Here is a 24,249-nt window from a genome sequence, read left to right as displayed (position 1 = left end):
ACCCTGACTTGGCCCTAAAGTTAGAAATATTTATCCTAACAAACAAAACAAAGAGACTAAAAGGATGCAAGTTTTAAAACATATTAGTATTTTTGCATGGTTTTATGGCAGGACTCTATATACATATTCCCTTTTGTGCAAGTAGATGTATCTATTGTGGTTTCTTCAGTACGACCAACAGCAAGATGATGAACAGATACATCCTTGCAGTTATGGAAGAGATGAAACTGCGCAAATATGAGGGTATTATAGATACTATATATATAGGAGGCGGTACTCCCAGTCAACTACCCACCCAAGACCTAATCCGTCTTTTCCAAGCTATATACAATACTTATAATATAAGAAAAGATGCAGAAGTCACGCTGGAATGCAATCCAGACGATATCACAACAGACTTTGCTGCATCACTGCTCAAACTACCAATCAATAGAATCAGCATGGGAGTACAAAGTTTTTCTGACGACAGACTGGCCTTCCTGCATCGCAGACATACATCCACACAAACTATCGAGGCTGTCAACATACTTAGAAATCATGGCATACAGAATATCAGTATAGACTTGATGTTCGGATTTCCTGAAGAGTCTATCTACGATTGGGAATTTGATATAGACTCAACCTTGTCTCTACATGTAGAGCATATTTCAGCCTATAGCCTGATGTACGAAGAGGGTACACAGCTCTACCAACTCCTAAAACAGGGAACAGTCCATGAAATTAACGAAGAAACAAGCTTGTCCATGTATAACCTATTAATAGACAAGTTAGAAAAATCGGGATATGAACAATACGAAATCAGCAACTTTGCACGAGCTGGTTTCCGAAGTAAACATAACAGCAGCTACTGGCATGAAGTTCCTTATATTGGCCTAGGTGCTTCGGCCCACTCCTACGATGGGACACACAGAATGTGGAATCCTAGCAATCTTACCTCGTATATGCAGACTATTGAAAACGGGAAACTAGCCTACGAGCAAGAAACTTTAGATTTGCAAACACAGTACAACGATTTAATTACCACCGCCCTACGCACAAAAGAGGGTATTAATCTTGTAGACATGAAGCGCAAATACGGCCTTTCTTTGTATCAATATATGATGGATAACGCTAAACAACACCTCCAGAACAAGAACATGCACCTTATCAATGAGCATTTAAGTCTGACTCGAAAAGGACTTTACATCAGTGATGATATTATGAGCGACTTAATCCATATATAATCTAAGGTAGCCGGCCTGTTTCCTGATATTTCTTGAAATAAAACTCCTTAGCATCTTTTTCTATATCCCCGATAGAACGTTTCCCTGTGACATAAGGTTTTATAAACTCGCTTACCACGAGCGCAATCCCACACAAGACACCACCAAGTACGTAGTTCAAGAGTTCATGCTTAATCAAGCCGGAGGACACGAAAGCTACGAATACAATTACAGGAAAAGCCATCAACAACCAATCTCCGGCCGTAGACATCCGCTTGCTTTCATTCCATTCTTCATGAAATGGAGATGCACCCATAAGCCTCTTCTTATGGGTACTCCAATGTATATCAAACTCTTTATTCATCAGCAGTTTCTGTATTTCCCTCTTTTTTATCATTAGGGAGAACCAAATTAAGTATCACACCGACTAATGCCGACAATCCGATACCGCTAATCGCAAAGTTGCCCCACGACAATATAGCACCGCCAATACCCATAGTCAACGTTACAGAGATAATAATAATATTGCGCGTTTTATCCAAATCAACCTTATGTTGAATCAGATTCTGAACACCGACACTGGCAATCGTTCCAAACAGGAGCAACATGATTCCACCCAATACAGCCGCCGGTATACTACGCAAGAGTGCAGCCAGTTTCCCAATCACAGAAAAAACAATAGCCGTAGCTGCCGCTATTCGGATTACTTGCGGACTGGTCACCTTAGTGATACTCATTGCGCCGGTCACTTCGCTATATGTTGTTACAGGAGGACCTCCAAAGAATGCTGCTGCCAAACATGCCAAACCATCACCCAACATCGTACGATGCAATCCCGGATCTACGACAAAGTCCTTACGCGCTACAGCCCCAACAACATAGACATCTCCAATATGTTCGATGACAGGAGCGATTGCAACCGGTATCATAAACAAGAACGGTTCCCATGCAAACTGCGGCATATGGAAATGCGCAATCGAAGGTGGAAGGGCAAACCAAGGGGCTGCAATCACTTCAGAGAAATCTACCACCCCCATCAAGACAGAGACGATATATCCCACTATGATACCACAAACTACAGGAACTAACTTGATCAATCCTCGGCCTAACGACAATACGAGAATAGCAGTAACAAGGGAGACAAAAGCCAATAACCAATTTTCCTTGGCCATATTCACAGCAGAACTAGATAAAGAAAGTCCAATCAGAATGATAACAGGACCAATCACGACCGGCGGAAACAGCCGGTCCAGTAATTTCTTACCTTGCCACTTAATCAATGCACTCATCAGAAAATAGACCAATGACACTCCCGCCAAACCCGCAAGAGTTCCAGCCATTCCCCATTGTTTACTTGCTGCGATGATAGGAGCAATAAAAGCAAAACTACTCCCCAGGAATACCGGCACTTTCCCTTTGGTCACAAAGTGAAAAATGAATGTACCTATTCCGGCTGTCATTAACGCTGTGGATGGGTCTAGCCCGACTAATAAAGGAACTAAGACAGTCGCTCCAAAAGCGACAAAAAGAAATTGTACTCCGACAATGGTTTTTCTCAATGGAGAAAGTTGGTTATTATCCATTCGATTCTATGTATTAAATTATGTGCAAAAATAATACATTTTACTGGGTTACACAGCTTTTATCCCAAGAAAATCGTAATTTTGTACTTCAATTTTTCGATATGCAGAATCAATTCTTACGAACTCAACTCTTATTTGGCAAACCTGCTGTTGACACCCTGTGTGGTTGTCGTGTCGCCGTTTTCGGTATAGGCGGCGTCGGCAGTTATGTTGTTGAGGTGCTGGCACGCAGTGGAGTTGGAGAGCTAGATATTTTCGATAACGACACCGTGTCCATCACGAATGTGAACCGTCAATTATATGCTCTGTTATCAACGGTTGGAAAGCCCAAAGTTGATATAGCCGAAGCCCGTATCCACGACATCAACGAAGAGTGTATCGTACATAAGCATCAGATGTTTTATCTACCTCAAAATGCAGATGAGATAGATTTATCCCAATACGATTATGTCGTTGACTGTATAGACACCGTCGTCGCCAAACTAGAGCTTATCAAACGATGCCATGCGCTGCAAATTCCTCTGATTTCAAGCATGGGAGCTGCCAACAAACTAGATGCAACGGCTTTTAAGGCAGCAGATATCAGCCAAACGAAGATGGATCCACTGGCCAAAGTCATCCGAAAAAAACTGCGCAAGCTGAATATATCTCGTCTAAAAGTGGTCTACAGCGAAGAAGAACCACTGAAGATAATTGAAGACAGCACCATCAACCTCTGCGAAGAAAGTCCAAATGCCCCCACAAAACGCACGATACCAGCCAGCAACGCATTTGTACCGGCATCGGCAGGACTCATCATCGGGGGCGAAGTAATCAAAGACCTTATCCATCAAGCCTGCACGATGAGGATTACACCGGATGCGGCTAAACACAACATACATGCACAAATTGCTGCCGAGAGAGCTGCTGCACATCAACAGAAATACAGAGACACCACTCTCAGGAAATAGGATAATATATGGTGCATCAAACATATCAAAACACCATTGATATTCTAACCTCAATATAAAGGGACACAAATTATTATGGATAAATTCATAGAAGTAAAAGGAGCTAGAGTCAACAATCTCAAAAACATATCATTGAAAATTCCACGTAACAAGTTTATTGTTGTTACCGGAGTTTCCGGTTCGGGCAAATCATCACTAGCTTTTGATACCCTATATGCCGAAGGACAGCGCAGATATGTGGAAAGTCTTTCTGCTTATGCACGTCAATTTCTGGGAAGAATGAACAAACCGGAATGCGATTTCATCAAAGGCATTCCTCCTGCTATTGCCATCGAACAGAAAGTAATAGCCCGCAACCCACGCTCTACAGTCGGTACATCAACCGAAATCTACGAATATTTGCGCCTACTCTTTGCTAGAATCGGGCATACATACTCTCCCATCAGTGGCGCAGAAGTGAAAAGACATTCGGCAGAAGATATCATTCAATGCGTCAAACAATACTCGGAGGGAACTAAATTCATGATTCTTGCCCCACTCCATTTAGTCGAAGGCAGAACGCTGACCAAACAATTGGAAATGAGTGTCCTGGAAGGTTATACACGCCTCTTCATCAATGGCAGCATAGAAAGAATCGACGATATACTCGGCAGGCTCAATCAAGAATCCGACTTAGAGGACAAGCTAGACGTTGCAAAAATAAATCTGGTGATAGACAGGCTCAGTGTTTCGACAGAGAAAGATTCTATCTCCAGACTTATCGACTCCGTAGAAACAGCTTTTTATGAAGGAGACGGCAAATGCAAGTTGGTCTTCCTCCCCTCAAACATTGTCCATGAGTTCTCTACCAAGTTCGAAGCAGACGGCATACGATTCGAAGAACCCAACGACAACATGTTCTCTTTCAATTCTCCCTTAGGTGCATGTCCTACATGCGAAGGGTTTGGAAAGGTCATTGGTATCGACGAGAAATTGGTTATTCCTAATTCTTCCCTTAGCGTCTATGAAGACTGTGTACAATGTTGGCACGGCGACAAGATGAGTGTCTGGAAACAAGAATTTTGCAAACGTGCCCAAAAAGACAATTTCCCCATCTTTGAACCTTATTACAGTCTATCGCAAAAACAGAAGGACATGCTATGGCACGGTCTACCTTCCGAGGCATCACTACCGCTGAACGACCGGGTGTGCATTGACTCTTTCTTCCAAATGGTCAAAGAGAATCAATACAAGATACAATACCGTGTCATGATGAGCAGATACCGCGGAAAGACAACATGTCCAGATTGTCACGGTACAAAATTGAAAAAAGAGGCCACATGGGTCAAAATCTCAGGCATGAGTATTACCGACCTTGTGGAAATGCCTGTCAAGAACCTGAAGTCGTGGTTTGATAATCTCGAACTAGACACTCACGATGCTGAAATAGCAAAACGTCTCCTGACAGAAATCAAAAACAGACTCACGTTCCTGGTAGAAGTCGGCTTAGGCTATCTTACCCTCAATCGTACATCCAACACTTTAAGTGGCGGTGAGAGCCAACGTATCAACTTAACCACCTCGTTAGGAAGCTCTCTGGTCGGTTCGCTCTACATCTTAGACGAGCCAAGTATCGGTCTGCATAGCAGAGACACGGACAGATTGATTCACGTACTGCAAGAGTTACAGTCCCTGAACAATACCGTCATGGTGGTCGAGCATGATGAAGAGATGATGAGGGCCGCCAACTACCTCATAGATATCGGTCCTGACGCCGGTACCAATGGCGGACGCGTGGTATTCGAGGGAGACAGCAGCATTCTCGAAACCGATTCGCACCAACTACTAGAGAAGTATCCAGAATCATACACCATCAAATATCTGACCGGAACAGAGCAAATATCCACACCCGCATCCAGACGCCATTGGAACAGAGCTATAGAAATCAAGGGGGCCAGAATGAATAATCTGAAAGGGCTTGATGTAAAGATTCCATTGAACATCCTGACAGTTGTAACAGGTGTTTCGGGGTCGGGCAAGTCTTCTCTCATCAAGGGAATCCTTTACCCAGCCCTCAAGCGTCATCTAGACGAAGTGGCCGAACTGCCTGGCGAATACACCTCGCTAGAAGGCGACTGGAAGGCTATCAAGCATGTAGAATTCGTTGACCAGAATCCCATCGGCAAAAGTACTCGCAGCAATCCGGCCACCTATGTCAAGGCCTACGATGCCGTCAGACAGCTATTTGCCGACCAACCCTTGTCCAAGCAACTAGGCTTTACACCTCAATATTTCTCTTTCAACACGGATGGAGGAAGATGTGAAGAGTGCAAGGGAGCAGGTGTCATAACCGTAGAGATGCAGTTCATGGCCGATTTGGTACTCGAATGCGAATCTTGTCATGGCCACCGATTCAAGCACGACATACTCGATGTACGCTATCAGGGCAAGAACATTGATGACGTTCTCAACATGACGGTGTCTGAAGCTATTGAATTCTTCGGCAAATACGGACAGACACAAATCGTCAACAAACTTATTCCGCTGGAATCTGTCGGACTGGGTTATATCAAGATGGGCCAAAATTCAAGCACACTATCGGGTGGTGAAAACCAACGTGTCAAGTTAGCTTTCTTCATTGGACAGGAAAAGCAAGACCCAACTTTGTTTATATTTGATGAGCCTACTACCGGTTTACACTTCCACGACATCAACAAATTGCTCAAGTCGTTTAACTCCCTGATAGAACGTGGACACAGCATTGTCGTCATTGAACACAATATGGACGTCATCAAATGTGCCGACCATATCATCGATTTAGGACCAGATGGCGGTGACCATGGAGGCCAACTAGTCTGTGCTGGAACACCCGAAGAGATAGTAAAATGTCAAGATAGTTGGACCGGTAAATTCCTTTCACTGAAACTTTAAATAGAACTGGATTTACTGCAAAGGCCAAACAGCATTCCTGTCTAGGCTTCGCAACAAAACTGCAAGGTACGAACAGTAAAACTGCCCGTACCTTGCAGTAGAATCAAGAAATCTATACTGGTTTTGAATCCCTTTGAGAGCAACTCTCAGGCATGGAGCTTTGAGTCGATAATCATAAGTCCTTTATCGGTGCAAAGCCCCCTGATGAACAAGAGTAGTGCGTTTCTGAAGACACGCCGGGGAGTATATTTCTGATAGAGTTTCTCCTCCATAATACCTTGCACTGCATAATTGGCTATCTCACTGATAATCCCATAATCAGCATCGGCACGGAAATAACCTTCTTTTACACCTTTTTCAAAAAAGCTATCCGACTTGGAATCGCGCTCTCTGCGCTTAGAATCAAGATAACTGATGATTCTAGTGTATTTATGAAGTTCCGAGAAAAACAACGGATTGATTTCAGACAGCTTAGCCATCTGTATGCGGTAGAATTCTATAATCACCTCCATCACACCGTTTTCAGGCGAGCTGCTAAATTCTACCATGTGCTCATCATAGGCTTCTTCTATCTTCTTCAAGCCCTCATATAGCAGTTCTTCTTTATTAGCATAAAGCTCATAAAGCGTGCGTTTCGATATTAAAAGCTTGTTGGCAATATCATCCATCTTAACAGCCTTGATGCCATTCTTCTGGAATTCCTGCATAGATACCTTTAATATCTTCTCTTTCAGTTCTACCCGATATTGAGTTGTGATGTTATTTTTCTGCATAAATACGCACAATTAACCTAAAAACAAATTAATACATTGCAAAGATACAAAAAACAAGAAAAACCGATATACATTTAAACGTTTTTTCGTAACTTTGCTTCCTAGAGAAAGTTACAAAATATTTATAATATACATAGTTATGGTTAAAGTTACGAAGGAGGATGCGCTCCTTTATCACAGCAACATTAGACCGGGTAAGATAGAAGTCAAACCCACAAAACCCTACCATACCCAGACCGACTTAAGTTTAGCCTATTCGCCAGGTGTGGCTTATCCATGTTTGGAAATCCAAAAGAATCCGGACGATGTCTATAAATACACGGACAAAGGTAATCTAGTAGCTGTCATCAGTAACGGCACTGCCGTACTAGGCCTTGGAGACATTGGAGCTATGAGTGGCAAGCCTGTCATGGAGGGAAAAGGACTGTTGTTCAAGATTTACGGTGGCATAGATGTATTCGATATTGAGGTGGACGAAAAGGACCCTGAGAAATTCTGTGACGCCATAGAGAAAATTGCACCTTCGTTTGGTGGTATCAATCTGGAAGACATCAAGGCACCGGAATGTTTCTATATTGAGGAGAGACTGAAAAAGACGCTAGACATTCCTGTAATGCACGACGATCAGCACGGTACAGCCATCATCTCGGCAGCAGGTCTGAAGAATGCTTTGGAAGTAGCTGGCAAGAATATAGGTGACGTTAAAATCGTTGTCAACGGAGCCGGGGCTGCCGCTATCAGCTGTACGAAGCTGTATGTTGCACTAGGTGCAAAGATAGAGAATATCCTCATGCTGGATTCTAAGGGCGTCATTACCGACGACAGAGAGAGACTGACTCCGCAGAAAGCGATGTTTGCTACGAGCAGAAGAGACGTGCATACACTGGAGGAAGCCATCAAGGGTGCAGATGTTTTCGTAGGCTTGTCGAAGGGCAACATCTTGTCTCAGGACATGATTCGCTCTATGGCAGACAAGCCAATCGTGTTTGCTCTGGCCAATCCTGTACCAGAAATCAGCTATGAGGATGCCGTTGCCAGTCGTCCCGATGTACTGATGTCAACAGGTCGCAGCGACTATCCCAACCAGATTAATAATGTCATCGGATTCCCTTATATATTCCGTGGTGCGCTGGATGTACACGCCAAAGCCATCAACGAAGAGATGAAGTTGGCAGCCGTGGAAGCCATTGCCGACTTGGCAAAGCAGGCTGTTCCCGACGTCGTCAACCAAGTATACCACGTAACAGACCTATCATTCGGTCCTAAATACTTCATACCAAAGCCTGTAGACCCACGCTTGATTACTGAAGTAAGTGCTGCCGTTGCCAAGGCTGCCATTGAGAGTGGCGTGGCTCGTAAGACCATCACAGATTGGGATTCTTACAAACAGGGACTGCTACAGTTATTAGGGCAGGAGACGGCCTTGACCAGAAAGCTGCACGAGACAGCCAGGATGCACCCACAAAAGGTAGTATTTGCCGAAGGCGGACACCCGACAATGATGAAAGCAGCCGTACAAGCAAAGCAGGAAGGAATCTGTTTCCCCATCCTATTGGGTAATCCTGATCGCCTCAACCGCTTGGCTCAACGTCTGAAATTAAATCTCGACGGTATCGAAATCATTGATATGCGCGCAGATCAGGAGCAAGGGCGCCGCGCTACGTTTGCAAAACATCTAGCCGAGAAGCGTGCCCGTAATGGATATACCTTTGAAGAAGCCTATGATAAGATGTATGAGCGCAACTACTTTGGTATGTCTCTGGTGGAAGACGGCATTGCCGATGCTTTCATCACAGGCCTGTACACCAAGTATAGCAATACAATCAAAGTGGCAAAAGAGGTGATTGGCATTCGTGAAGGATACAAGACCTTTGGCACGATGCACATTCTTAACACAAAGAAAGGAATATTCTATATCGCCGATACTTTAATTAACCGTCACCCGGACGAGAACGTATTGGCGGACATCGCCAAACTATCTGCCCACACAGTAGAGTTCTTCAACGAAACTCCCGTTATGGCCATGTTAAGCTATTCTAACTTTGGTACAGACGAAGTTGGTAGCCCTGTCAAGGTTCACCTTGCAGTGGAACAGATGCAGAAAGAGTTCCCCGATTTGGCAATAGACGGCGAAATGCAAGTAAACTTTGCACTCAACAAAGATTTAAGAGACGACAAGTTCCCCTTCTCACGCCTGAAAGGTAAGGATGTCAACACATTGGTATTCCCCAATATGAGCAGTGCGAATTGCAGCTACAAGTTGCTACAGGCACTCGATGCCGATACCGAAATCATCGGCCCAATCCAAATGGGACTCAACAAACCTATTCATTTTACCGATTTTGAAAGTTCTGTTAACGACGTTGTCAACATTACTGCTGTCGCTGTAATCGACGCTTACGTGGAGAAACTCAAAAAGAGTAATACTAAGTAAATACAAATCCGGGTATGCACCTTCCGTTAAGGAATGGTGCATACCTCTTATACTTAATAATTTATGACCGACAAATTATTCATAGAGAAATTATCTGGTACGGACATACCTGTAACATCTATCCCCAAACTATTCGAGGAAAATGGTATCAAATACGAACGTTTAACACATTCTAATTGGTTTGAACAATTTCCTTACGAGCCGAAAGTTGAATTCGCTATTGCCCATAGCAGTCAATACATCTTCATCCATTACAAGGTGAAAGAAGAATCTATAAGAGCGCAAGCCCTTACCGACAATGGCCATGTATGGGAAGACTCATGCTGCGAGTTCTTTATTTCGCCAGACGGACAAACCTACTACAATTTTGAATGTAACTGTATAGGCACTCTGTTAATAGGATTCGGACCAGGACGTGAAGCTCGCACCTTGGCCAGTGAAGATATTACAAGTACGGTAGAACGCTGGAGTTCACTGGAACATAACGCGATTGACAACACTGAAATCGGTACATACACATGGGAATTGGCCCTAAAGATACCGACGACTGCACTCTTCAAGCATGACATCAAGTCGTTTGACGGGCTTACAATGCAAGGAAATGTATATAAATGTGGAGACAAATTGCCACATCCACACTTTGTATCATTATTCCCTATCGCACTTCCCAAGCCAGACTTCCATTGCCCAGCATTCTTTAAAGAGATTCAATGCAGAGACAACGCATTGTGATAAGTCTACGACATCTCATATTGTACTTCAGTTGTCTGATATTTCATTTCGCCCATGCACAAAGGAATGAGATTTACTCAGACAACATTGCTTCATTGCAAATCAGTGGAGTAAACGAACTATTACCTATTTATTATATGGATAGTTCTACTCCACTGACCATTGCATTTGATGAACTGTCTCACGATTATCATCATTACGCATACAAGATTGAACATTGTGAATATGATTGGGCGGTTTCTAAAGACTTGTTTGAAAACGATTATATTGATGGATTTGCAGAAGATAATGTCATTCATAATTCCCAGCAATCCATCAATACCAATATTTTATACACCCACTATTCTTTCGAACTGCCCAACAAAGACTGTAAATTCAAGATAGGAGGAAACTACAAGATAACGGTTTATGACCAGAACAACAAGACACAACCGGAGTTTGTGGTTTACATCATGGTATCGGAACAAACCATGGGAATAAACCTGAATGTTATAACCAATACAGACATAGACATTAATCACAGCCACCAACAGGTAGAGATGAAAGTGAATTATGGCAATACAACTGTCATAAATCCACATCAACAAATTAAAACTGTAGTCTTACAAAACGGACGGTGGGAGCAGAAACGTATGAATCCGACACCGGCTTACATAACATCTAGCGGGCTACAATGGAGTCATAATAAAGACTTAATATTCGACGGAGGAAATGAATACCGCAAATTTGAAATATTAGACAACAACCATCCTACAATGGGGATAGAATCTATCAAATGGGACGGAAGTCTATTTCATGCGTATATTCATCTAGACGAACCACGGACAAGTTACGTATATGATGAATCAGCCAATGGAGCTTTCTTCGTTCGCAATAGTGACAACATTGACAATGATATACTATCAGACTATCTACAAGTACATTTTAGACTAAAATCACCTCGATTAGCCAATCCCATCTATATCAACGGAATATGGACAAACGGCATGTCCAACGAGAAAACCATGTTATCGTACAACGAAGAAGAACAATTGTACGAAGCAACCATGCTGCTAAAGCAAGGTTACTACTCTTATCAATATCTGCAATACCATCCTAATCATGGTGCGACATTTGTTCCCAGCGAAGGAAATTTCTTCCAAACAAGAAACAAATATCAAGCACTCATCTATTACAGAGGTTCTGGAGACAGAACGGATAGGCTTCTTGGCATCGGACTATCCAATTTCCAATAACCTATCTTCCTTTATTCCATGTGTGAGCATTCTGTACAAATGCCTTTGTAATAAAGCTGTACATCATCCACTAAATGCCCATGAATAGTCCTTGGCATTTTGAAAGTAGGTACATCTTCATCCATCATATCAACAATTTTTCCACATTTCTTGCAAAAGAAATGTACATGAGGTGTCGTGTTACCATCATAACACACCTGCCGATCATCAATCGTTATCATTTGCGCTGCATTCCTTTCTGAAAGGAGATGCAGCGTATTATAAACGGTAGTTCTACTTAAAGTGGGAATCTGTTCATGCAATCCTTGATAAACATCTTCCACCGTGGGATGGGTAAAATGCGTCATCAAATAATCCATAATGGCCAATCTCTGAGCCGAAGGACGAATGCCGCATTCTACAAGTTTGTTATAAGCACTCTTATTCATGATTACCTGACTGAATGATAGTCTCTATCATTTCTGACTGTGTTACCAATGTTTGCTCACCGGTAGCCATATTCTTGAGAGTAACTTTATTCACAGACAGCTCATTCTCGCCCACAATAGCAACATAAGCTACATTCTTAGCATTGGCATAATTCATCTGTTTCTTCATCTTGACTCCGTCTGGATAAATCTCAGTGCGAACTCCAGCTTCACGTGCAGCCTTTGCCAATTGGAGACTATAAGCAGCCTCTGCCTCTCCCAAATTCAAGAAAAGAAGTTGTGTGCTATTGCTCGTTTCCTTCGGGTACAAATCCAACGTATTGAGGACATCATAAATACGATCTGCCCCAAAACTGATACCCACTCCACTGATACCAGGCAATCCGAAGATACCGGTAAGGTTATCATATCGTCCACCACCCGTAATACTACCGATAGGTGTATCCAATGCCTTCACTTCAAAGATAGCACCAGTATAGTAATTCAATCCACGAGCAAGCGACAGGTCTAGCTCTATCGTATTCTTCAGCTCTGCCTTTTTAAGAGAATCCAGTATAAATTGAATTTCCTCAATACCCTTCAAGCCGATTTCTGAACCTTGCAGAAACTCTCTCATCGTGTTCAGTTTATCATCATTAGAACCGGATAGAGATATAACAGGCTGCAACTTGGCAATGGCTTCCTCGCTAATACCATCATTGCACAATTCTTCATTGACGTTCTCAATGCCAATCTTATCGAGCTTATCTATCGCTACCGTAATATCAACAATCTTATCCGCTTCTCCAATTATCTCGGCTATGCCGGATAATATCTTACGATTATTGATTTTGATTGCAACGCGAATGCCAAATTTAGAAAAGACGGTATCAACTATTTGCATCAACTCTACCTCATTGAACAACGAGTCAGAGCCTACAATATCAGCATCACACTGATAAAATTCACGATAACGCCCCTTTTGAGGTCTATCTGCTCTCCAAACGGGCTGAATCTGATAACGCTTGAACGGTAACTGCAATTCGTCTCTATGCATCGCAACGTATCTTGCAAAAGGAACTGTCAAATCATATCTCAATCCCTTTTCACAAAGTTTACTTGCCAGTTTTACAGAGTTTCTCTCTTCCAGTTCCTGATTATCTATCTTTGCCAAATAGTCACCGGAATTCAACACTTTGAAGAGCAACTTATCTCCTTCTTCTCCGTATTTACCCATAAGACTTTGCAAAGTCTCCAGTGCCGGTGTTTCTATTTGTTGGAAACCATAGAGCGAATAGACTTCTTTTATTGTAGAGAAGATGTAATTTCGCTTGGCCATTTCTATTGGGCCGAAGTCTCTTGTACCCTTAGGTATACTTGGTTTATTTGCCATTATTTATTTTCTAACAATAGTTTGGGCGCGATCAGGCCCTATTGATATAATCTTGATTGGAGTCTTTAACTGAGCTTCCAAAAACTCTACATATTGATTAAACTCCTTAGGAAATTGCGATTCAGAAGTCAGCTGAGTCATATCCGTCTTCCATCCCGGAAGTTCTTCGTATATGGGTTCAACCTCATCTATATCATAAGGGAAATCAGAAGTGACTTCTCCATTCTTCAGCTTATAAGCAGTACATGCCTTAATCGTTTCAAAACCATCGAGGACATCGCTCTTCATCATAATCAATTCAGTAACACCATTCACCATAATAGAATAACGCAACTGTACAAGATCTATCCATCCACAACGACGCTCACGACCAGTCACAGCTCCATACTCATGGCCTATATCCCTGAGTTTCTGCCCCGTTTCATCGAACAATTCTGTCGGGAACGGACCAGCCCCCACTCTTGTACAATATGCTTTCATGATACCAAAAACGTTTCCGACCTTGTTCGGCCCAATACCCAAACCGATACAAGCTCCTGCACAAATCGTATTAGAAGATGTCACAAAAGGATATGAGCCGAAGTCTACGTCCAGCATCGTACCCTGAGCACCCTCACACAATATGCTGGAACCATTCTGTAAATACTGATTTATCTCATGCTCGCTGTCTACGAAATGGAATTGACGCAGGTATTCAACACCTTCCATCCACTTCTTTTCAACTTCCGTAATGTCAAAGTCCGTATAATTCAGGGCTTTCAGCATTTCTATATGGCGTGCCTTATGGGCTGCATACTTTTCCTCAAAATTATCTAGGATATCGCCCACTCTCAATCCAGCCCTGCTCACCTTGTCCGTATAGGTAGGTCCGATACCTTTACCAGTAGTACCAACCTTGTTCTTACCTTTAGCCAACTCTTGCGCAGCATCCAGCAACCTGTGTGTAGGCATAATCAGATGAGCCTTCTTCGAGATATGCAATCTCTCCTTCAAAGGGTGTCCACTCTTCTCCAAATCCTTTGCTTCATCCATGAATAAATCCGGAGCAAGAACAACTCCATTGCCTATGATATTAATCTTTCCGCCTTGGAATATACCTGAGGGGATAGACCTTAAAACATATTTCTGGCCTTCAAATTCCAAAGTATGTCCGGCGTTTGGCCCTCCTTGGAAACGAGCCACAACATCATATTGAGGTGTCAGCACATCGACAACCTTTCCTTTACCCTCATCGCCCCACTGCAATCCGAGCAGGACATCTACTTTACCAGTTGTGTTCATTATTCTATAGATAAATTCGTTTATTTCTATTCTACCTGATTCAACTTGTCACGATTAAACTTTGTCTGACATTTACTGCAAAGTCCATAGACATACAACGAAAAACCATCCTTATAAAACCGTTTATACCTTGCATCGTCAATAGCTTTGGCAATTTCCGGATAATACACCTCCGTCACCTTACCACACATTGTACAAATCTGATGACAATGGTTCTTATTTGCATAACTTATTTCATACTTAGTTCCGTCTAACAATTTATGCCGTACGATAAGGCGTAATTTGAGAAACAGCCGCATCGTATTATACAATGTAGCACGACTAACTCTGAAATTCAGTTGCTCTAGCTTTTTACTTAATTGTTCTAATGAAAAATGTCCTTCAATCTGATAGGCTGTTTCCAAAATAGCATGCCGTTCCGGAGTCTTGCGCCTATTATTGTTTTCCAAATAGCGATCAAGAACGTCACGAGCTGTCTTCAACGCTTCTTCATTCATATTTCACCTGTCATATTGTCCCACAAAGTTATCAAAAAACTTCTAGATATAAAAACATTGTTAGATAAAATCTAAAATATTCCATCCAAGCCTTGTAAAACAGTATCAACTTTCTCTCTGTATGCTTCTCCCAAATCCATCATTCGGTAGAGGCTGTTCGTGGCTGCATGCCTTACTCCAAGATGCTTACACTTCAGGGCGCCGGTTGCATGGACCAAATAATCCTGCAACTCCACTTCTTCCAGCTTGAGACCGTTTGCAAACAGCCTTGCCAGCAATTGATAGGCCACAATCTGCTGCATCTCATTACCAGACTTCATCCATCTACATGCCAACTGGGGAGCATTTGTCCAATATTGCAACAAGTTAAAAGCCAGCAATTCGGCCATCTCTTGCGAATTTATTTGCTCCCCCCATGTTTCCATCAATTCATCGGTAAGCGATTCTACAGGCATCATCAGGCTTGCCAGAATCTTACACTCCCTGATATTCTCCTGCCATAAGGCCAATGCCAAAGAATCATCTTTACCATATTCCGCAGCCATTTTCTTCAAATCAGGCAGAGATACTCCCCAATTTATTTTATAGCTGATACCCTTCTGTCCCATAGATTGGGCTGTAGGACCACTCATATACAGTCTGAACGACCGCTTGATTTCCTTCAGTCTCTCATGCGTTATTTCATCCATTTTATCCTATTTTTCATATTAAAGTTGCATACTCGGTCGAATATCTCATCATCTGCTGCTCATAGTTTTCAGTATAATCCACTACTACATCAGCAACAGCACTCCCATCCGCAGTATATTCCAGTTTCAACCATGGATTCAGGAAACCCTTATAAGGAGCAATATTCAACTTCTTATATCTCTCCAATACTTCATGATGCAAATTTGGATTTATCTTCACTCCATAAGTCTCAACCAATTGGCGAGCAGCTTCCAAATCGCCTTCGCTCTTGATGCGCTGCACTTCTTTCAGTAGAATTCCAAACTCATTTCTAAGTTTTTGATAATCATCGATATACAAGCAAGTCTTCTCGTTAAGCTTTATCAATTTCACATTACCTTTCGAATGTTCCAGAATCCAATTTCCTATCAATGCCCTGTTTCTCATATGGGCTTCTTCCAACTGCTGCCCTTCCTTTATCCTCACATTCTGAGTCAACAGTCCATTCAGCAGATAGGTATAATATTGACTCTTATAAGCCTCCGCAGAGTCCAGCAATCCCAACTCCACCAACTTCGAATCGGCTACATAATAAAGTCCAAACAAGTCTGCCCTCGCTTCTTCTATTGTATTGGCATAAGCTTTCAAAGATTCTGTAGAAATCCCAGGCAACACGCGCCCGCTGCCATGACCAAGACATTCGTGCAAGTCTGTATGAAGATTATCACACCTATCACCATACGTAGCTATCAACTGTCTGATAGCATCATCGCCCACGAATTCCTCCAAAAACCCATTGCCTTTAGCTACTTGGTTATAGGCAGAGGTCAGATTTCCTATCGTCACACTCTTACTACCATATTCCGTTCTGATCCAATCGGCATTAGGCAGATTGATACCTATGGCACTAGCTGGATATTCGTCTCCTCCCAACATCGCTGCATTAATCACATTGGCAGTCACACCTTTGACCACAGGCTTTTTAAAACGGGCATCTACCGGAGAGTTATCTTCAAACCACTGGGCATTAGCACAAATGGTCTGCGTACGTCGGGTAGCCTCCAAATCTTTATATTCAACCAGCCCCTCCCATGTTCCTTTCCGTCCAAGTGGATCGCCATACACTTCTATGAAACCATTGATAAAATCAACTTGCCCGTCGAATTCTTGCAACCACTCTATTGAATAATTATCAAAAACATGTAAATCTCCTGTCTTATAATAAGTTATCAACAGACCTATAATTCTTATTTGCTTTTCATTTTCAGTATATCCTTTCGCCTTCTCCAACCAAAAGACAATAGCCCGCAAGGCATCATCATACATACCATCTACCTTCCAAACCTGCTCTGAAATAGTATCATCGTTCTTCACCAATTTTGAATTAAGTCCCCATGAAACTTTATCTTCCGGATATTTTTGGCGCAACGCTTCATAATACGCCTCCACTTCTCTTTGCGACATCCCCTCATAGAAGTTGCAGGCAGACGTCACCACCAAGTCTTCTCCATCAGTCTGATTGACCCGACGGGCACATACGTCAGGAGTAAAGATTACCTTACACAGTTCGTCCAGCAAATCCTCTACATGCTCACCAGCACTCAGTGGCAAGACAGATTGATTCAGCTGCTCCACTTGGTGGCGGAAATATGCCTCCGAAAAATCAGGTACAAACTTCTCACAACCGTAATGATGATGGATTCCACTAGAAAACCACACTCGCTTTAGATACACGACGAGTGCATCCCAGTTATCCACGTCGCCATGATTTGGGCTATATTTATAAACCGCTTCCAGCACACGCCTAATACGTAAGTTGTACCTGCCGTTTTGATCAAACGTAATATCACGGCCTGCCAGCGTGGCCTGTGACAGGTAATATATATATAGCTTCTGCCGAAGAGACAACTCTTCAAACCCTTCCAATTTGTATCGCAGCATCTGTATATCTGCAAATCGCTCTCCTGAATACTTAAAATTATCTTGCATTTCCTTTTTTATATTTTACATTTACTCACTACCGTTCTGCTTTACTTTCGAAGTTGTCAGCCCCTTGATATACCCTCCATGCGCGAGCCTGTAATCACGCGGAGTACATTGATTGAACTTGTAAAAAGCAGCATAAAAACTCTGCCTGTTGGCAAATCCTACCATATCGGAAATTTCTTCCATATTCAGTTTGCCAAATCGCTTGTCAGATAAAATTCCCATTGCTTCTTCTACACGATACTTATTTACCAGCGAAGTATAGTTCATGTGCAACTTCACGTTCAGCGCTGCAGAGACATATCGAGTGTTTGTACCTAAATCTTCAGCCAGTCTTTTTGCAGAGTAATCTTTATCCTTATAGCGCTTATGCTTAAACAGTATCTCATGAATCTTCACTTTCAGTTCATCCATCAAGTGTGGATTGACCAATGAGCAATACACGGCCTTCTTCTCTTTCTTCTCTGTAATACAATACTTACTCATAGCAAAACACTTTTAACTAGGCAAATATATAGAAAAACAATAACAATACAGGACTTTTATATAAGTTTTTTATATCAGTCATCACCCCCACACGCCACACCTACCGACTACAGGTATTTACCTCTATTTACTGCAAAGGCCTGACAGTGTTGCTGCATAGCCCATTCAGCAACGCTGCAAACACCAAACAGCATTACTGCTAGGCCTTTGCAGTAAAACAAGGTATTTCATGCTCTAATCCATTCGCGATTTATAGTCCTCATAATCATATTCACGGAGGATTGTCAGATTGCCGTGAGCATCAGCCATTCCCAATGCCGGATGAGAGATGCCATTAAAGGTATTGGTTTTGACGGTGGTATAGTGTATCATGTCTTCAAAGATAATATTCTCTCCTATTTGCAGTGGATGGTCGAACTGCCAACTACCCATGAAATCGCCAGACAGACAACTGTTACCTCCTAATCTATATATATACACCTCCTTATTGACATCATTTGCAGCCTCTAAGGGTAAAGTCTTTGCATTTCGCACTGTCGGCTGATACGGCATCTCCAGGCAATCCGGCATGTGACAAGTGAAGCTGACATTCAAGACGGCTGTCTGTATGCCGTGGTCTTCTACGATGTCTACAACCTGCGAAACCAACGGACCGGTCTGCCAGGCAAAAGCACTTCCCGGCTCAAGAATCACATGTAGATGAGGGTATCTTTCATGAAAATCTCGCAAAAGGCTGATGAGCAGCTCTACATCATAATCAGCTCGGGTCATCAGATGGCCACCACCAAAATTTATCCACTTCAGTTGAGAAAACCAAGGAGAGAACTTTTCTTCGATATGCCTAAGCGTACGTTGAAAGACATCAGCCCCACTTTCACAATGACAGTGACAATGAAAACCCTCAATATCAGCAGGAAGCGTAGCTGGCAGTTTGTCTGCTGTAACACCAAACCGCATGCCGGGAGCGCAAGGATTATATAAGTCCGTACCCACTTCGGAATATTCTGGATTCACACGCAATCCTATACTCAAATGAGCATCATTGGCTTTCACTCTTTGGGAGAATCTAGTGTACTGCGAAAGCGAATTGAAAGTAAGGTGACTGGAACATCTTGCTATTTCATCTATCTCATAATCGGTATACGCCGGAGAGAAAGTATGCGCCTTACTGCCAAACTCACAGAGCGCCAGTTTAGCCTCATTTAGAGAGCTGGCCGTCGTTGCCCCAATATATTCTCTAAAAATCGGGAAAGTTTTCCACAGCGCAAACGCTTTAAATGCCAATATGATTTCCACATCAGCAGTTTCGGCCACATGCTTAATCAATTCCAAGTTGCGTCTCAACCTGGTTTCCTCCAAGATATAAATCGGGCGTTGAATCCCGGCAAATGTAGTCAAGTCGACAGTCATTCCTTATAAAGATTAGTGTTTTATAGTGCAAAGATAGTTTTTAATCAGTAATAAATTGGGAGTTTATAAGAAAATTCATAATTTTGCATCTGTAAATATTTACAGACGGATGAAGCTAGTAATAATGACAAAATCTTCTTTCTTTGTCGAAGAAGATAAAATCCTTGTCACACTCTTTGACGAAGGGCTAGACAACCTGCACCTCTACAAGCCGGATTCATCCCCTCTATACGCAGAGCGACTCTTGTCTTTAATCCCAGAGCAGCATTACAAGCGAATAACCATACATGAGCATTTCTACCTTAAAAAGGAATATAACCTGGCAGGCATACATTTAGACTCACCTTCCATAGAATTGCCCAATGGCTACAAAGGGAAAATCAGTCGCACATGCACAGACATCGCCCAACTCAAGGAGATGAAGAAGAAATCCAACTATGTCTTCTTGAAAAATGTATTCGATTGTATAGAGTTCAAAGATGAGAGGTCCAATTTCAGTATGACAGAACTGGAGAATGCCGCTGCCAAAGGACTCATAGATAAAAAGGTCTATGCACTAGGTGGTATGGGACTCGACAACATTGCACTCGCCAAAGAACTGGGATTTGGCGGAGTAGTGATATGTGGCGATATGTGGAAACGCTTCGACATTCATAACCAAGTCGACTTCAAGGATTTGGTAGTTCACTTCGAACAATTAAGAAAAGCTGTTGATAAATAAACTTAAATCAAAATAAAACGCTAATGGAAATGAGTGAAAACAACTCTTTTTTGGTTTTCTCGGGAACAAGCACGAGATACCTTGCAGAAAAAATTTGTGCCAGTCTCGGTTGCCCCCTTGGCAACTTGGTAGTAACAAAATTCTCTGACGGTGAATTTGCAGTGTCTTACGAGGAATCCATTCGCGGCCGTGATGTCTTTCTCGTACAGAGTACCTTCCCAAATTCAGACAATTTAATGGAACTCCTGCTGATGATTGACGCTGCCAAGCGTGCTTCTGCACGTAACGTCATTGCCGTAATTCCCTATTTCGGATGGGCACGCCAGGACCGCAAAGACAAACCTAGAGTTAGTATTGGAGCCAAGTTGGTAGCCGATCTTCTCAGTGTTGCCGGCATCGACAGATTAATTACGATGGATTTACACGCCGACCAAATTCAAGGATTCTTCGATGTTCCTGTAGACCACTTGTACGCATCAGGCGTCATACTGCCCTACTTGCAGAGCCTTCACTTGAAAGATTTAGTCATCGCTTCGCCCGACGTCGGCGGTTCAAAGCGTGCCAATACTTACGCTAAATATCTCGGCTGTCCACTCGTTCTTTGCAACAAGACACGCGCACGCGCCAATGTTGTTGACAGTATGCAGATTATCGGTGATGTTGCCGGTAAGAATGTAGTTATCGTTGATGACATGGTAGACACGGCAGGAACTATTACCAAGGCAGCCGACATTATGAAGGAAGCAGGAGCACTGAGCGTGCGTGCATGCGCATCACACTGTGTCATGAGCGGTCCGGCATCTGAGCGTGTACAAGACTCAGCCTTGGAAGAGATTGTCTTCACCGACTCTATCCCCTATTCTCATCGTTGTGCAAAGGTTAAGCAGCTCTCTGTTGCCGATATGATTGCAGAAACAATCAGACGTGTCGTTCAGAATGAGAGCATATCTTCACAATATTTGGTATAAGCAATATCTCGCTAAGACATATAAAAAACTCGGTTACCAGATTGATAACCGAGTTTTTTATGTCACTAAATATCATTCCAAGATTTCTATACAAAGACAAGTAGTCGTAGATGGCGATACCCTAAACCGGTTATCAGTCCTCTCTCCTACCAACCACACGACTCTCCCTTTGGCATCTTCTACTACTAATTGAGCTTCCTTTTGGAAACGTGTGCGCTTCTTATCAGTCAAGTAGTCACTCACAAGTTTGGTCCCTGTCATGCCAAAAGGTATAAACCGGTCGCCTGTTTTTGTATATCTAATTGTCAACGGGTAATCTATTTGAGCTAGGTCCAGAGTAGCCTTATTGTATTCTCGACTGATGACGAAGTTTTCGTTATACCTACATTCCGTAAATCTGAACTTCTTTTTTTCGTCCCACACATATACTCCACTTTCCGGGACTTTCATGTTGCACCGCAAAGAGGGGGGCATGACAGCGGAGATAATAAGATGCTCGCGGTCTATCAGTAATTCCCAACCACGGGAATTCCATTTCTTACCCACTCCGCTAGATAGGGAACGAGAGATTTCTTCTATCTGAATCGGCGAAAAGAAATATTCTGTCAATAGCTGAAATAAGACAAACTCACTATAGAACAAATCTTGAAGCTTAGCCTTACTGATAAGAACTTCCCTATCATTCCTTGATACAAGTACATTACCGACAGCTTGCCTGACCGTATCATCCAAGATTTTCTCCGCACCATATAAATAGTGCAGACTACGTCCCATGTTCTTCCGAAATGCAGGATTGATATTTTCCATGAGCGGAAGTACCTGATGTCTGATTTTATTTCTCACATACTCACTCTCCAAATTGGAACTGTCAACGACATAAGGCTGACCAATCTCTGTGAGAAAATCTATGATTTCTGCACGCGAGACACATAGCATGGGGCGTAGCACATGACCATTTCGAGGGGCAATACCCGTCAGACCATGAAGCCCAGTACCCCTTAGCAGGTTGATAAAGAATGTTTCTATACTATCGTCCTGATGATGTGCCACGCATATACCCTGACCATCCAAATCTCTCAGTAACTGTTCAAAATAGTTATAGCGTAACTGGCGGGCAGCCATTTCTATACTAATCTTGTATTTCTTGGCATACTCATGGGTATCAAAATGAATGGTATGGAACTCCACTGCAAGTTCCCGACAAAGCTCCAAACAGAAATTCTCATCGCGCATCGACTCTTCTCCACGCAAATGGAAGTTGCAATGAACAGCTTCTACATGGTAACCAAGTTCGCATAGGACACGTAATAAAGCAACACTATCCGGCCCACCGCTTAATCCGACAAGATAAGTTCCATCATGATTCAACAATTGCTCATGCCGGATAAAGTCTCTGATTTTATTAACAAAGAAACCTGATGCTTTACTCATTACTCTACATACAATACCAATCCTTTCAAGTATTCACCTTCAGGATGATAGATATTGATAGGATGGTCGGCCGGCTGGTGGAGTTGGTGAAGAATTCTCACATGACGACCTGCCTGTGCTGCCGCAGTAAAGACAGCATTACGGAAGTTGTCCTTAGTAATAACCTGCGAACAACTAAACGTAAACAATATTCCGCCACGTCTTATTTTTTGCAATCCTTTGACATTCAAACGAGTGTAACCCTTCAATGCGTTGTGTACAGCTGCACGATGTTTAGCAAACGCAGGCGGGTCTAATACCATCAAATCATACGTATCGTCATGCTGATCGAGATACTTGAAAGCATCCTCACAGATAGCTTCATGTCGTGAATCATCCGGGAAATTGAGGTTGATGTTTCTATTTGTCAATTCTATAGCCTTAGCACTGCTATCTACAGAATGAACTAATTTAGCTCCACCTCGCATGGCATAGACAGAGAAACCTCCTGTATAGCAAAACATATTCAACACAGATTTTCCAGAAGCATACTGCTCTAAGAGCATTCTATTCTCCCGCTGGTCGACGAAAAAGCCTGTTTTCTGTCCCCGCAGCCAGTCCACATGGAATTTCAGTCCATTCTCAATGGTCACGTCGTCATCCGTACATCCGTGAATAAATCCGTTTTCTTGTCCCAAATCCGCCTTGAAAGGAAGGGTTGTTTCGCTCTTATAATAGACCGCATCCAGCTGCCCGCCCATCACTTCTAACAGGGCTTCACATATCTGGTAACGACATAAATGGATGCCGACGCTATGTGCCTGCATCACAGCCGTTCTTCCATAGCAATCTATAATAAGTCCCGGCATCAAGTCACCTTCCCCATGTACCAGGCGATAAGTCATGTTCTTACTCCCAACCACACCGATTCTTGTCCTCATTGTCAGCGCATCCGACAATCTTGAAGCCCAGAAAGCATGATTGATTTCGATGTCTCTAAAGGATAAAACCCGCACTGCTATCGAACCGATTTGGAAATGGCCAACAGCTATAAAAGCTTTATCAAAGGTATAGACCCGAACTATTTCACCTTCTTCTATACCTTCATCGGCATGATGAATAGCCCCTGAAAAAATCCAAGGATGAAAGCGTTTGAGCGATTCTTCTTTACCCTTCTTTAAATATATTGACTTATATGACAT

At 42.6% G+C, this 24,249-nt stretch carries 21 protein-coding genes; 8 read left to right on the top strand and 13 right to left on the bottom strand.

Going from position 1 to position 24,249, the window contains the following annotated elements; genetic code table 11:
- Positions 1-104 precede the first annotated feature (104 nt).
- The gene (hemW, locus tag ACZ42L_RS02565) at positions 105-1,223 is read left to right on the top strand and encodes a radical SAM family heme chaperone HemW (RefSeq protein WP_464716530.1); all 1,119 of its coding nucleotides are present in this window, start codon (positions 105-107) and stop codon (positions 1,221-1,223) included.
- Between the two features lies 1 nt (position 1,224).
- Here hemW and ACZ42L_RS02560 read toward each other — a convergent pair whose 3' ends face one another.
- Together ACZ42L_RS02560 and ACZ42L_RS02555 are read right to left on the bottom strand one after the other, a co-directional pair.
- On the bottom strand, positions 1,225-1,566 hold the full coding sequence (locus tag ACZ42L_RS02560; protein ID WP_464700487.1) for a hypothetical protein: 342 nt from the start codon (positions 1,564-1,566) through the stop codon (positions 1,225-1,227).
- Positions 1,559-2,785: a uracil-xanthine permease family protein gene (locus tag ACZ42L_RS02555; protein WP_464703447.1), complete on the bottom strand. Its 1,227-nt coding sequence runs from the start codon at positions 2,783-2,785 to the stop codon at positions 1,559-1,561. The genes ACZ42L_RS02560 and ACZ42L_RS02555 overlap by 8 nt, the downstream gene beginning before the upstream one ends.
- A gap of 101 nt (positions 2,786-2,886) precedes the next feature.
- On the opposite strand from ACZ42L_RS02555, the gene ACZ42L_RS02550 reads away from it, so the two are divergent.
- A complete protein-coding gene (locus tag ACZ42L_RS02550; protein ID WP_464716529.1) occupies positions 2,887-3,735 on the top strand; it encodes a tRNA threonylcarbamoyladenosine dehydratase in 849 nt (282 codons plus the stop codon).
- A gap of 75 nt (positions 3,736-3,810) precedes the next feature.
- Positions 3,811-6,645, top strand: coding sequence for an excinuclease ABC subunit UvrA (gene uvrA / locus ACZ42L_RS02545; RefSeq protein ID WP_464716528.1), 2,835 nt, complete (start codon positions 3,811-3,813; stop codon positions 6,643-6,645).
- Between the two features lie 146 nt (positions 6,646-6,791).
- On the opposite strand, the gene ACZ42L_RS02540 is transcribed toward uvrA, so the two are convergent.
- Positions 6,792-7,418, bottom strand: a complete 627-nt coding sequence (locus ACZ42L_RS02540; protein WP_464700479.1) for a TetR/AcrR family transcriptional regulator — start codon at positions 7,416-7,418, stop codon at positions 6,792-6,794.
- Positions 7,419-7,557: 139 nt separating this feature from the next.
- Here ACZ42L_RS02540 and ACZ42L_RS02535 point away from each other — a divergent pair, with 139 nt between their 5' ends.
- The 3 genes from ACZ42L_RS02535 (at position 7,558) to ACZ42L_RS02525 (ending at position 11,819) form a co-directional block, all read left to right on the top strand.
- Positions 7,558-9,852 carry an NADP-dependent malic enzyme gene (locus ACZ42L_RS02535; protein WP_464700477.1) on the top strand — a complete coding sequence of 765 codons (2,295 nt, stop codon included), beginning with the start codon at positions 7,558-7,560 and terminating at the stop codon, positions 9,850-9,852.
- Between the two features lie 63 nt (positions 9,853-9,915).
- Positions 9,916-10,584: a carbohydrate-binding family 9-like protein gene (locus ACZ42L_RS02530; protein WP_464716527.1), complete on the top strand. Its 669-nt coding sequence runs from the start codon at positions 9,916-9,918 to the stop codon at positions 10,582-10,584.
- Positions 10,563-11,819 (top strand): type IX secretion system plug protein, encoded by a 1,257-nt coding sequence (locus tag ACZ42L_RS02525; RefSeq protein WP_464716526.1) that lies wholly within the window; start codon positions 10,563-10,565, stop codon positions 11,817-11,819. Before ACZ42L_RS02530 ends, ACZ42L_RS02525 begins: the two co-directional genes overlap by 22 nt.
- A gap of 11 nt (positions 11,820-11,830) precedes the next feature.
- On the opposite strand, the gene ACZ42L_RS02520 is transcribed toward ACZ42L_RS02525, so the two are convergent.
- The 8 genes from ACZ42L_RS02520 to nspC all read right to left on the bottom strand — a co-directional run bounded on the left by ACZ42L_RS02520 (position 11,831) and on the right by nspC (position 19,948).
- Positions 11,831-12,247: a Fur family transcriptional regulator gene (locus ACZ42L_RS02520; RefSeq protein ID WP_464700471.1), complete on the bottom strand. Its 417-nt coding sequence runs from the start codon at positions 12,245-12,247 to the stop codon at positions 11,831-11,833.
- Positions 12,240-13,619, bottom strand: a complete 1,380-nt coding sequence (gene hisS, locus ACZ42L_RS02515) for a histidine--tRNA ligase (protein WP_464716525.1) — start codon at positions 13,617-13,619, stop codon at positions 12,240-12,242. Before hisS ends, ACZ42L_RS02520 begins: the two co-directional genes overlap by 8 nt.
- 3 nt (positions 13,620-13,622) lie before the next feature.
- On the bottom strand, positions 13,623-14,900 hold the full coding sequence (locus tag ACZ42L_RS02510; protein ID WP_464716524.1) for an adenylosuccinate synthase: 1,278 nt from the start codon (positions 14,898-14,900) through the stop codon (positions 13,623-13,625).
- Positions 14,901-14,926: 26 nt separating this feature from the next.
- Positions 14,927-15,397 carry a Fur family transcriptional regulator gene (locus ACZ42L_RS02505; protein WP_464716523.1) on the bottom strand — a complete coding sequence of 157 codons (471 nt, stop codon included), beginning with the start codon at positions 15,395-15,397 and terminating at the stop codon, positions 14,927-14,929.
- Between the two features lie 71 nt (positions 15,398-15,468).
- Complete coding sequence (locus tag ACZ42L_RS02500) at positions 15,469-16,086, bottom strand: DNA alkylation repair protein (protein WP_464703440.1); 618 nt, start codon at positions 16,084-16,086, stop codon at positions 15,469-15,471.
- Between the two features lie 13 nt (positions 16,087-16,099).
- Positions 16,100-18,055 (bottom strand): dipeptidyl-peptidase 3 family protein, encoded by a 1,956-nt coding sequence (locus tag ACZ42L_RS02495; protein ID WP_464716522.1) that lies wholly within the window; start codon positions 18,053-18,055, stop codon positions 16,100-16,102.
- A gap of 21 nt (positions 18,056-18,076) precedes the next feature.
- Positions 18,077-18,538 (bottom strand): helix-turn-helix domain-containing protein, encoded by a 462-nt coding sequence (locus tag ACZ42L_RS02490; protein WP_464703438.1) that lies wholly within the window; start codon positions 18,536-18,538, stop codon positions 18,077-18,079.
- Between the two features lie 234 nt (positions 18,539-18,772).
- Complete coding sequence (gene nspC / locus ACZ42L_RS02485; RefSeq protein WP_464716521.1) at positions 18,773-19,948, bottom strand: carboxynorspermidine decarboxylase; 1,176 nt, start codon at positions 19,946-19,948, stop codon at positions 18,773-18,775.
- Positions 19,949-20,057: 109 nt separating this feature from the next.
- On the opposite strand from nspC, the gene ACZ42L_RS02480 reads away from it, so the two are divergent.
- Together ACZ42L_RS02480 and ACZ42L_RS02475 are read left to right on the top strand one after the other, a co-directional pair.
- On the top strand, positions 20,058-20,669 hold the full coding sequence (locus ACZ42L_RS02480; protein WP_464700456.1) for a beta/alpha barrel domain-containing protein: 612 nt from the start codon (positions 20,058-20,060) through the stop codon (positions 20,667-20,669).
- Positions 20,670-20,698: 29 nt separating this feature from the next.
- Complete coding sequence (locus ACZ42L_RS02475; protein ID WP_464701637.1) at positions 20,699-21,637, top strand: ribose-phosphate pyrophosphokinase; 939 nt, start codon at positions 20,699-20,701, stop codon at positions 21,635-21,637.
- Between the two features lie 72 nt (positions 21,638-21,709).
- On the opposite strand, the gene tilS is transcribed toward ACZ42L_RS02475, so the two are convergent.
- Positions 21,710-23,068, bottom strand: a complete 1,359-nt coding sequence (gene tilS, locus ACZ42L_RS02470) for a tRNA lysidine(34) synthetase TilS (protein WP_464716520.1) — start codon at positions 23,066-23,068, stop codon at positions 21,710-21,712.
- Complete coding sequence (locus ACZ42L_RS02465; protein WP_464703435.1) at positions 23,068-24,249, bottom strand: class I SAM-dependent rRNA methyltransferase; 1,182 nt, start codon at positions 24,247-24,249, stop codon at positions 23,068-23,070. Before ACZ42L_RS02465 ends, tilS begins: the two co-directional genes overlap by 1 nt.

The sequence above is a fragment of the Prevotella mikamonis genome (assembly GCF_055381405.1).
The sequence above is the reverse complement of the archived record's forward strand: the minus strand, read 5'-3'. Positions and strand labels throughout refer to the sequence as shown.

What these genes read in the sequence shown, in the direction of transcription:
- ACZ42L_RS02500 (WP_464703440.1), bottom strand. Translation starts at nt 16,086, where the DNA reads ATGGATGAAATAACGCATGAGAGACTGAAGGAAATCAAGCGGTCGTTC.
- ACZ42L_RS02530 (WP_464716527.1), top strand. Translation starts at nt 9,916, where the DNA reads ATGACCGACAAATTATTCATAGAGAAATTATCTGGTACGGACATACCT.
- ACZ42L_RS02505 (WP_464716523.1), bottom strand. Translation starts at nt 15,397, where the DNA reads ATGAATGAAGAAGCGTTGAAGACAGCTCGTGACGTTCTTGATCGCTAT.
- ACZ42L_RS02550 (WP_464716529.1), top strand. Translation starts at nt 2,887, where the DNA reads ATGCAGAATCAATTCTTACGAACTCAACTCTTATTTGGCAAACCTGCT.
- ACZ42L_RS02510 (WP_464716524.1), bottom strand. Translation starts at nt 14,900, where the DNA reads ATGAACACAACTGGTAAAGTAGATGTCCTGCTCGGATTGCAGTGGGGC.
- ACZ42L_RS02540 (WP_464700479.1), bottom strand. Translation starts at nt 7,418, where the DNA reads ATGCAGAAAAATAACATCACAACTCAATATCGGGTAGAACTGAAAGAG.
- ACZ42L_RS02495 (WP_464716522.1), bottom strand. Translation starts at nt 18,055, where the DNA reads ATGCAAGATAATTTTAAGTATTCAGGAGAGCGATTTGCAGATATACAG.
- ACZ42L_RS02465 (WP_464703435.1), bottom strand. Translation starts at nt 24,249, where the DNA reads ATGTCATATAAGTCAATATATTTAAAGAAGGGTAAAGAAGAATCGCTC.
- ACZ42L_RS02525 (WP_464716526.1), top strand. Translation starts at nt 10,563, where the DNA reads ATGCAGAGACAACGCATTGTGATAAGTCTACGACATCTCATATTGTAC.
- uvrA (WP_464716528.1), top strand. Translation starts at nt 3,811, where the DNA reads ATGGATAAATTCATAGAAGTAAAAGGAGCTAGAGTCAACAATCTCAAA.
- ACZ42L_RS02555 (WP_464703447.1), bottom strand. Translation starts at nt 2,785, where the DNA reads ATGGATAATAACCAACTTTCTCCATTGAGAAAAACCATTGTCGGAGTA.
- nspC (WP_464716521.1), bottom strand. Translation starts at nt 19,948, where the DNA reads ATGACTGTCGACTTGACTACATTTGCCGGGATTCAACGCCCGATTTAT.
- ACZ42L_RS02480 (WP_464700456.1), top strand. Translation starts at nt 20,058, where the DNA reads ATGAAGCTAGTAATAATGACAAAATCTTCTTTCTTTGTCGAAGAAGAT.
- ACZ42L_RS02535 (WP_464700477.1), top strand. Translation starts at nt 7,558, where the DNA reads ATGGTTAAAGTTACGAAGGAGGATGCGCTCCTTTATCACAGCAACATT.
- hemW (WP_464716530.1), top strand. Translation starts at nt 105, where the DNA reads ATGGCAGGACTCTATATACATATTCCCTTTTGTGCAAGTAGATGTATC.
- hisS (WP_464716525.1), bottom strand. Translation starts at nt 13,619, where the DNA reads ATGGCAAATAAACCAAGTATACCTAAGGGTACAAGAGACTTCGGCCCA.
- tilS (WP_464716520.1), bottom strand. Translation starts at nt 23,068, where the DNA reads ATGAGTAAAGCATCAGGTTTCTTTGTTAATAAAATCAGAGACTTTATC.
- ACZ42L_RS02560 (WP_464700487.1), bottom strand. Translation starts at nt 1,566, where the DNA reads ATGAATAAAGAGTTTGATATACATTGGAGTACCCATAAGAAGAGGCTT.
- ACZ42L_RS02520 (WP_464700471.1), bottom strand. Translation starts at nt 12,247, where the DNA reads ATGAATAAGAGTGCTTATAACAAACTTGTAGAATGCGGCATTCGTCCT.
- ACZ42L_RS02490 (WP_464703438.1), bottom strand. Translation starts at nt 18,538, where the DNA reads ATGAGTAAGTATTGTATTACAGAGAAGAAAGAGAAGAAGGCCGTGTAT.
- ACZ42L_RS02475 (WP_464701637.1), top strand. Translation starts at nt 20,699, where the DNA reads ATGAGTGAAAACAACTCTTTTTTGGTTTTCTCGGGAACAAGCACGAGA.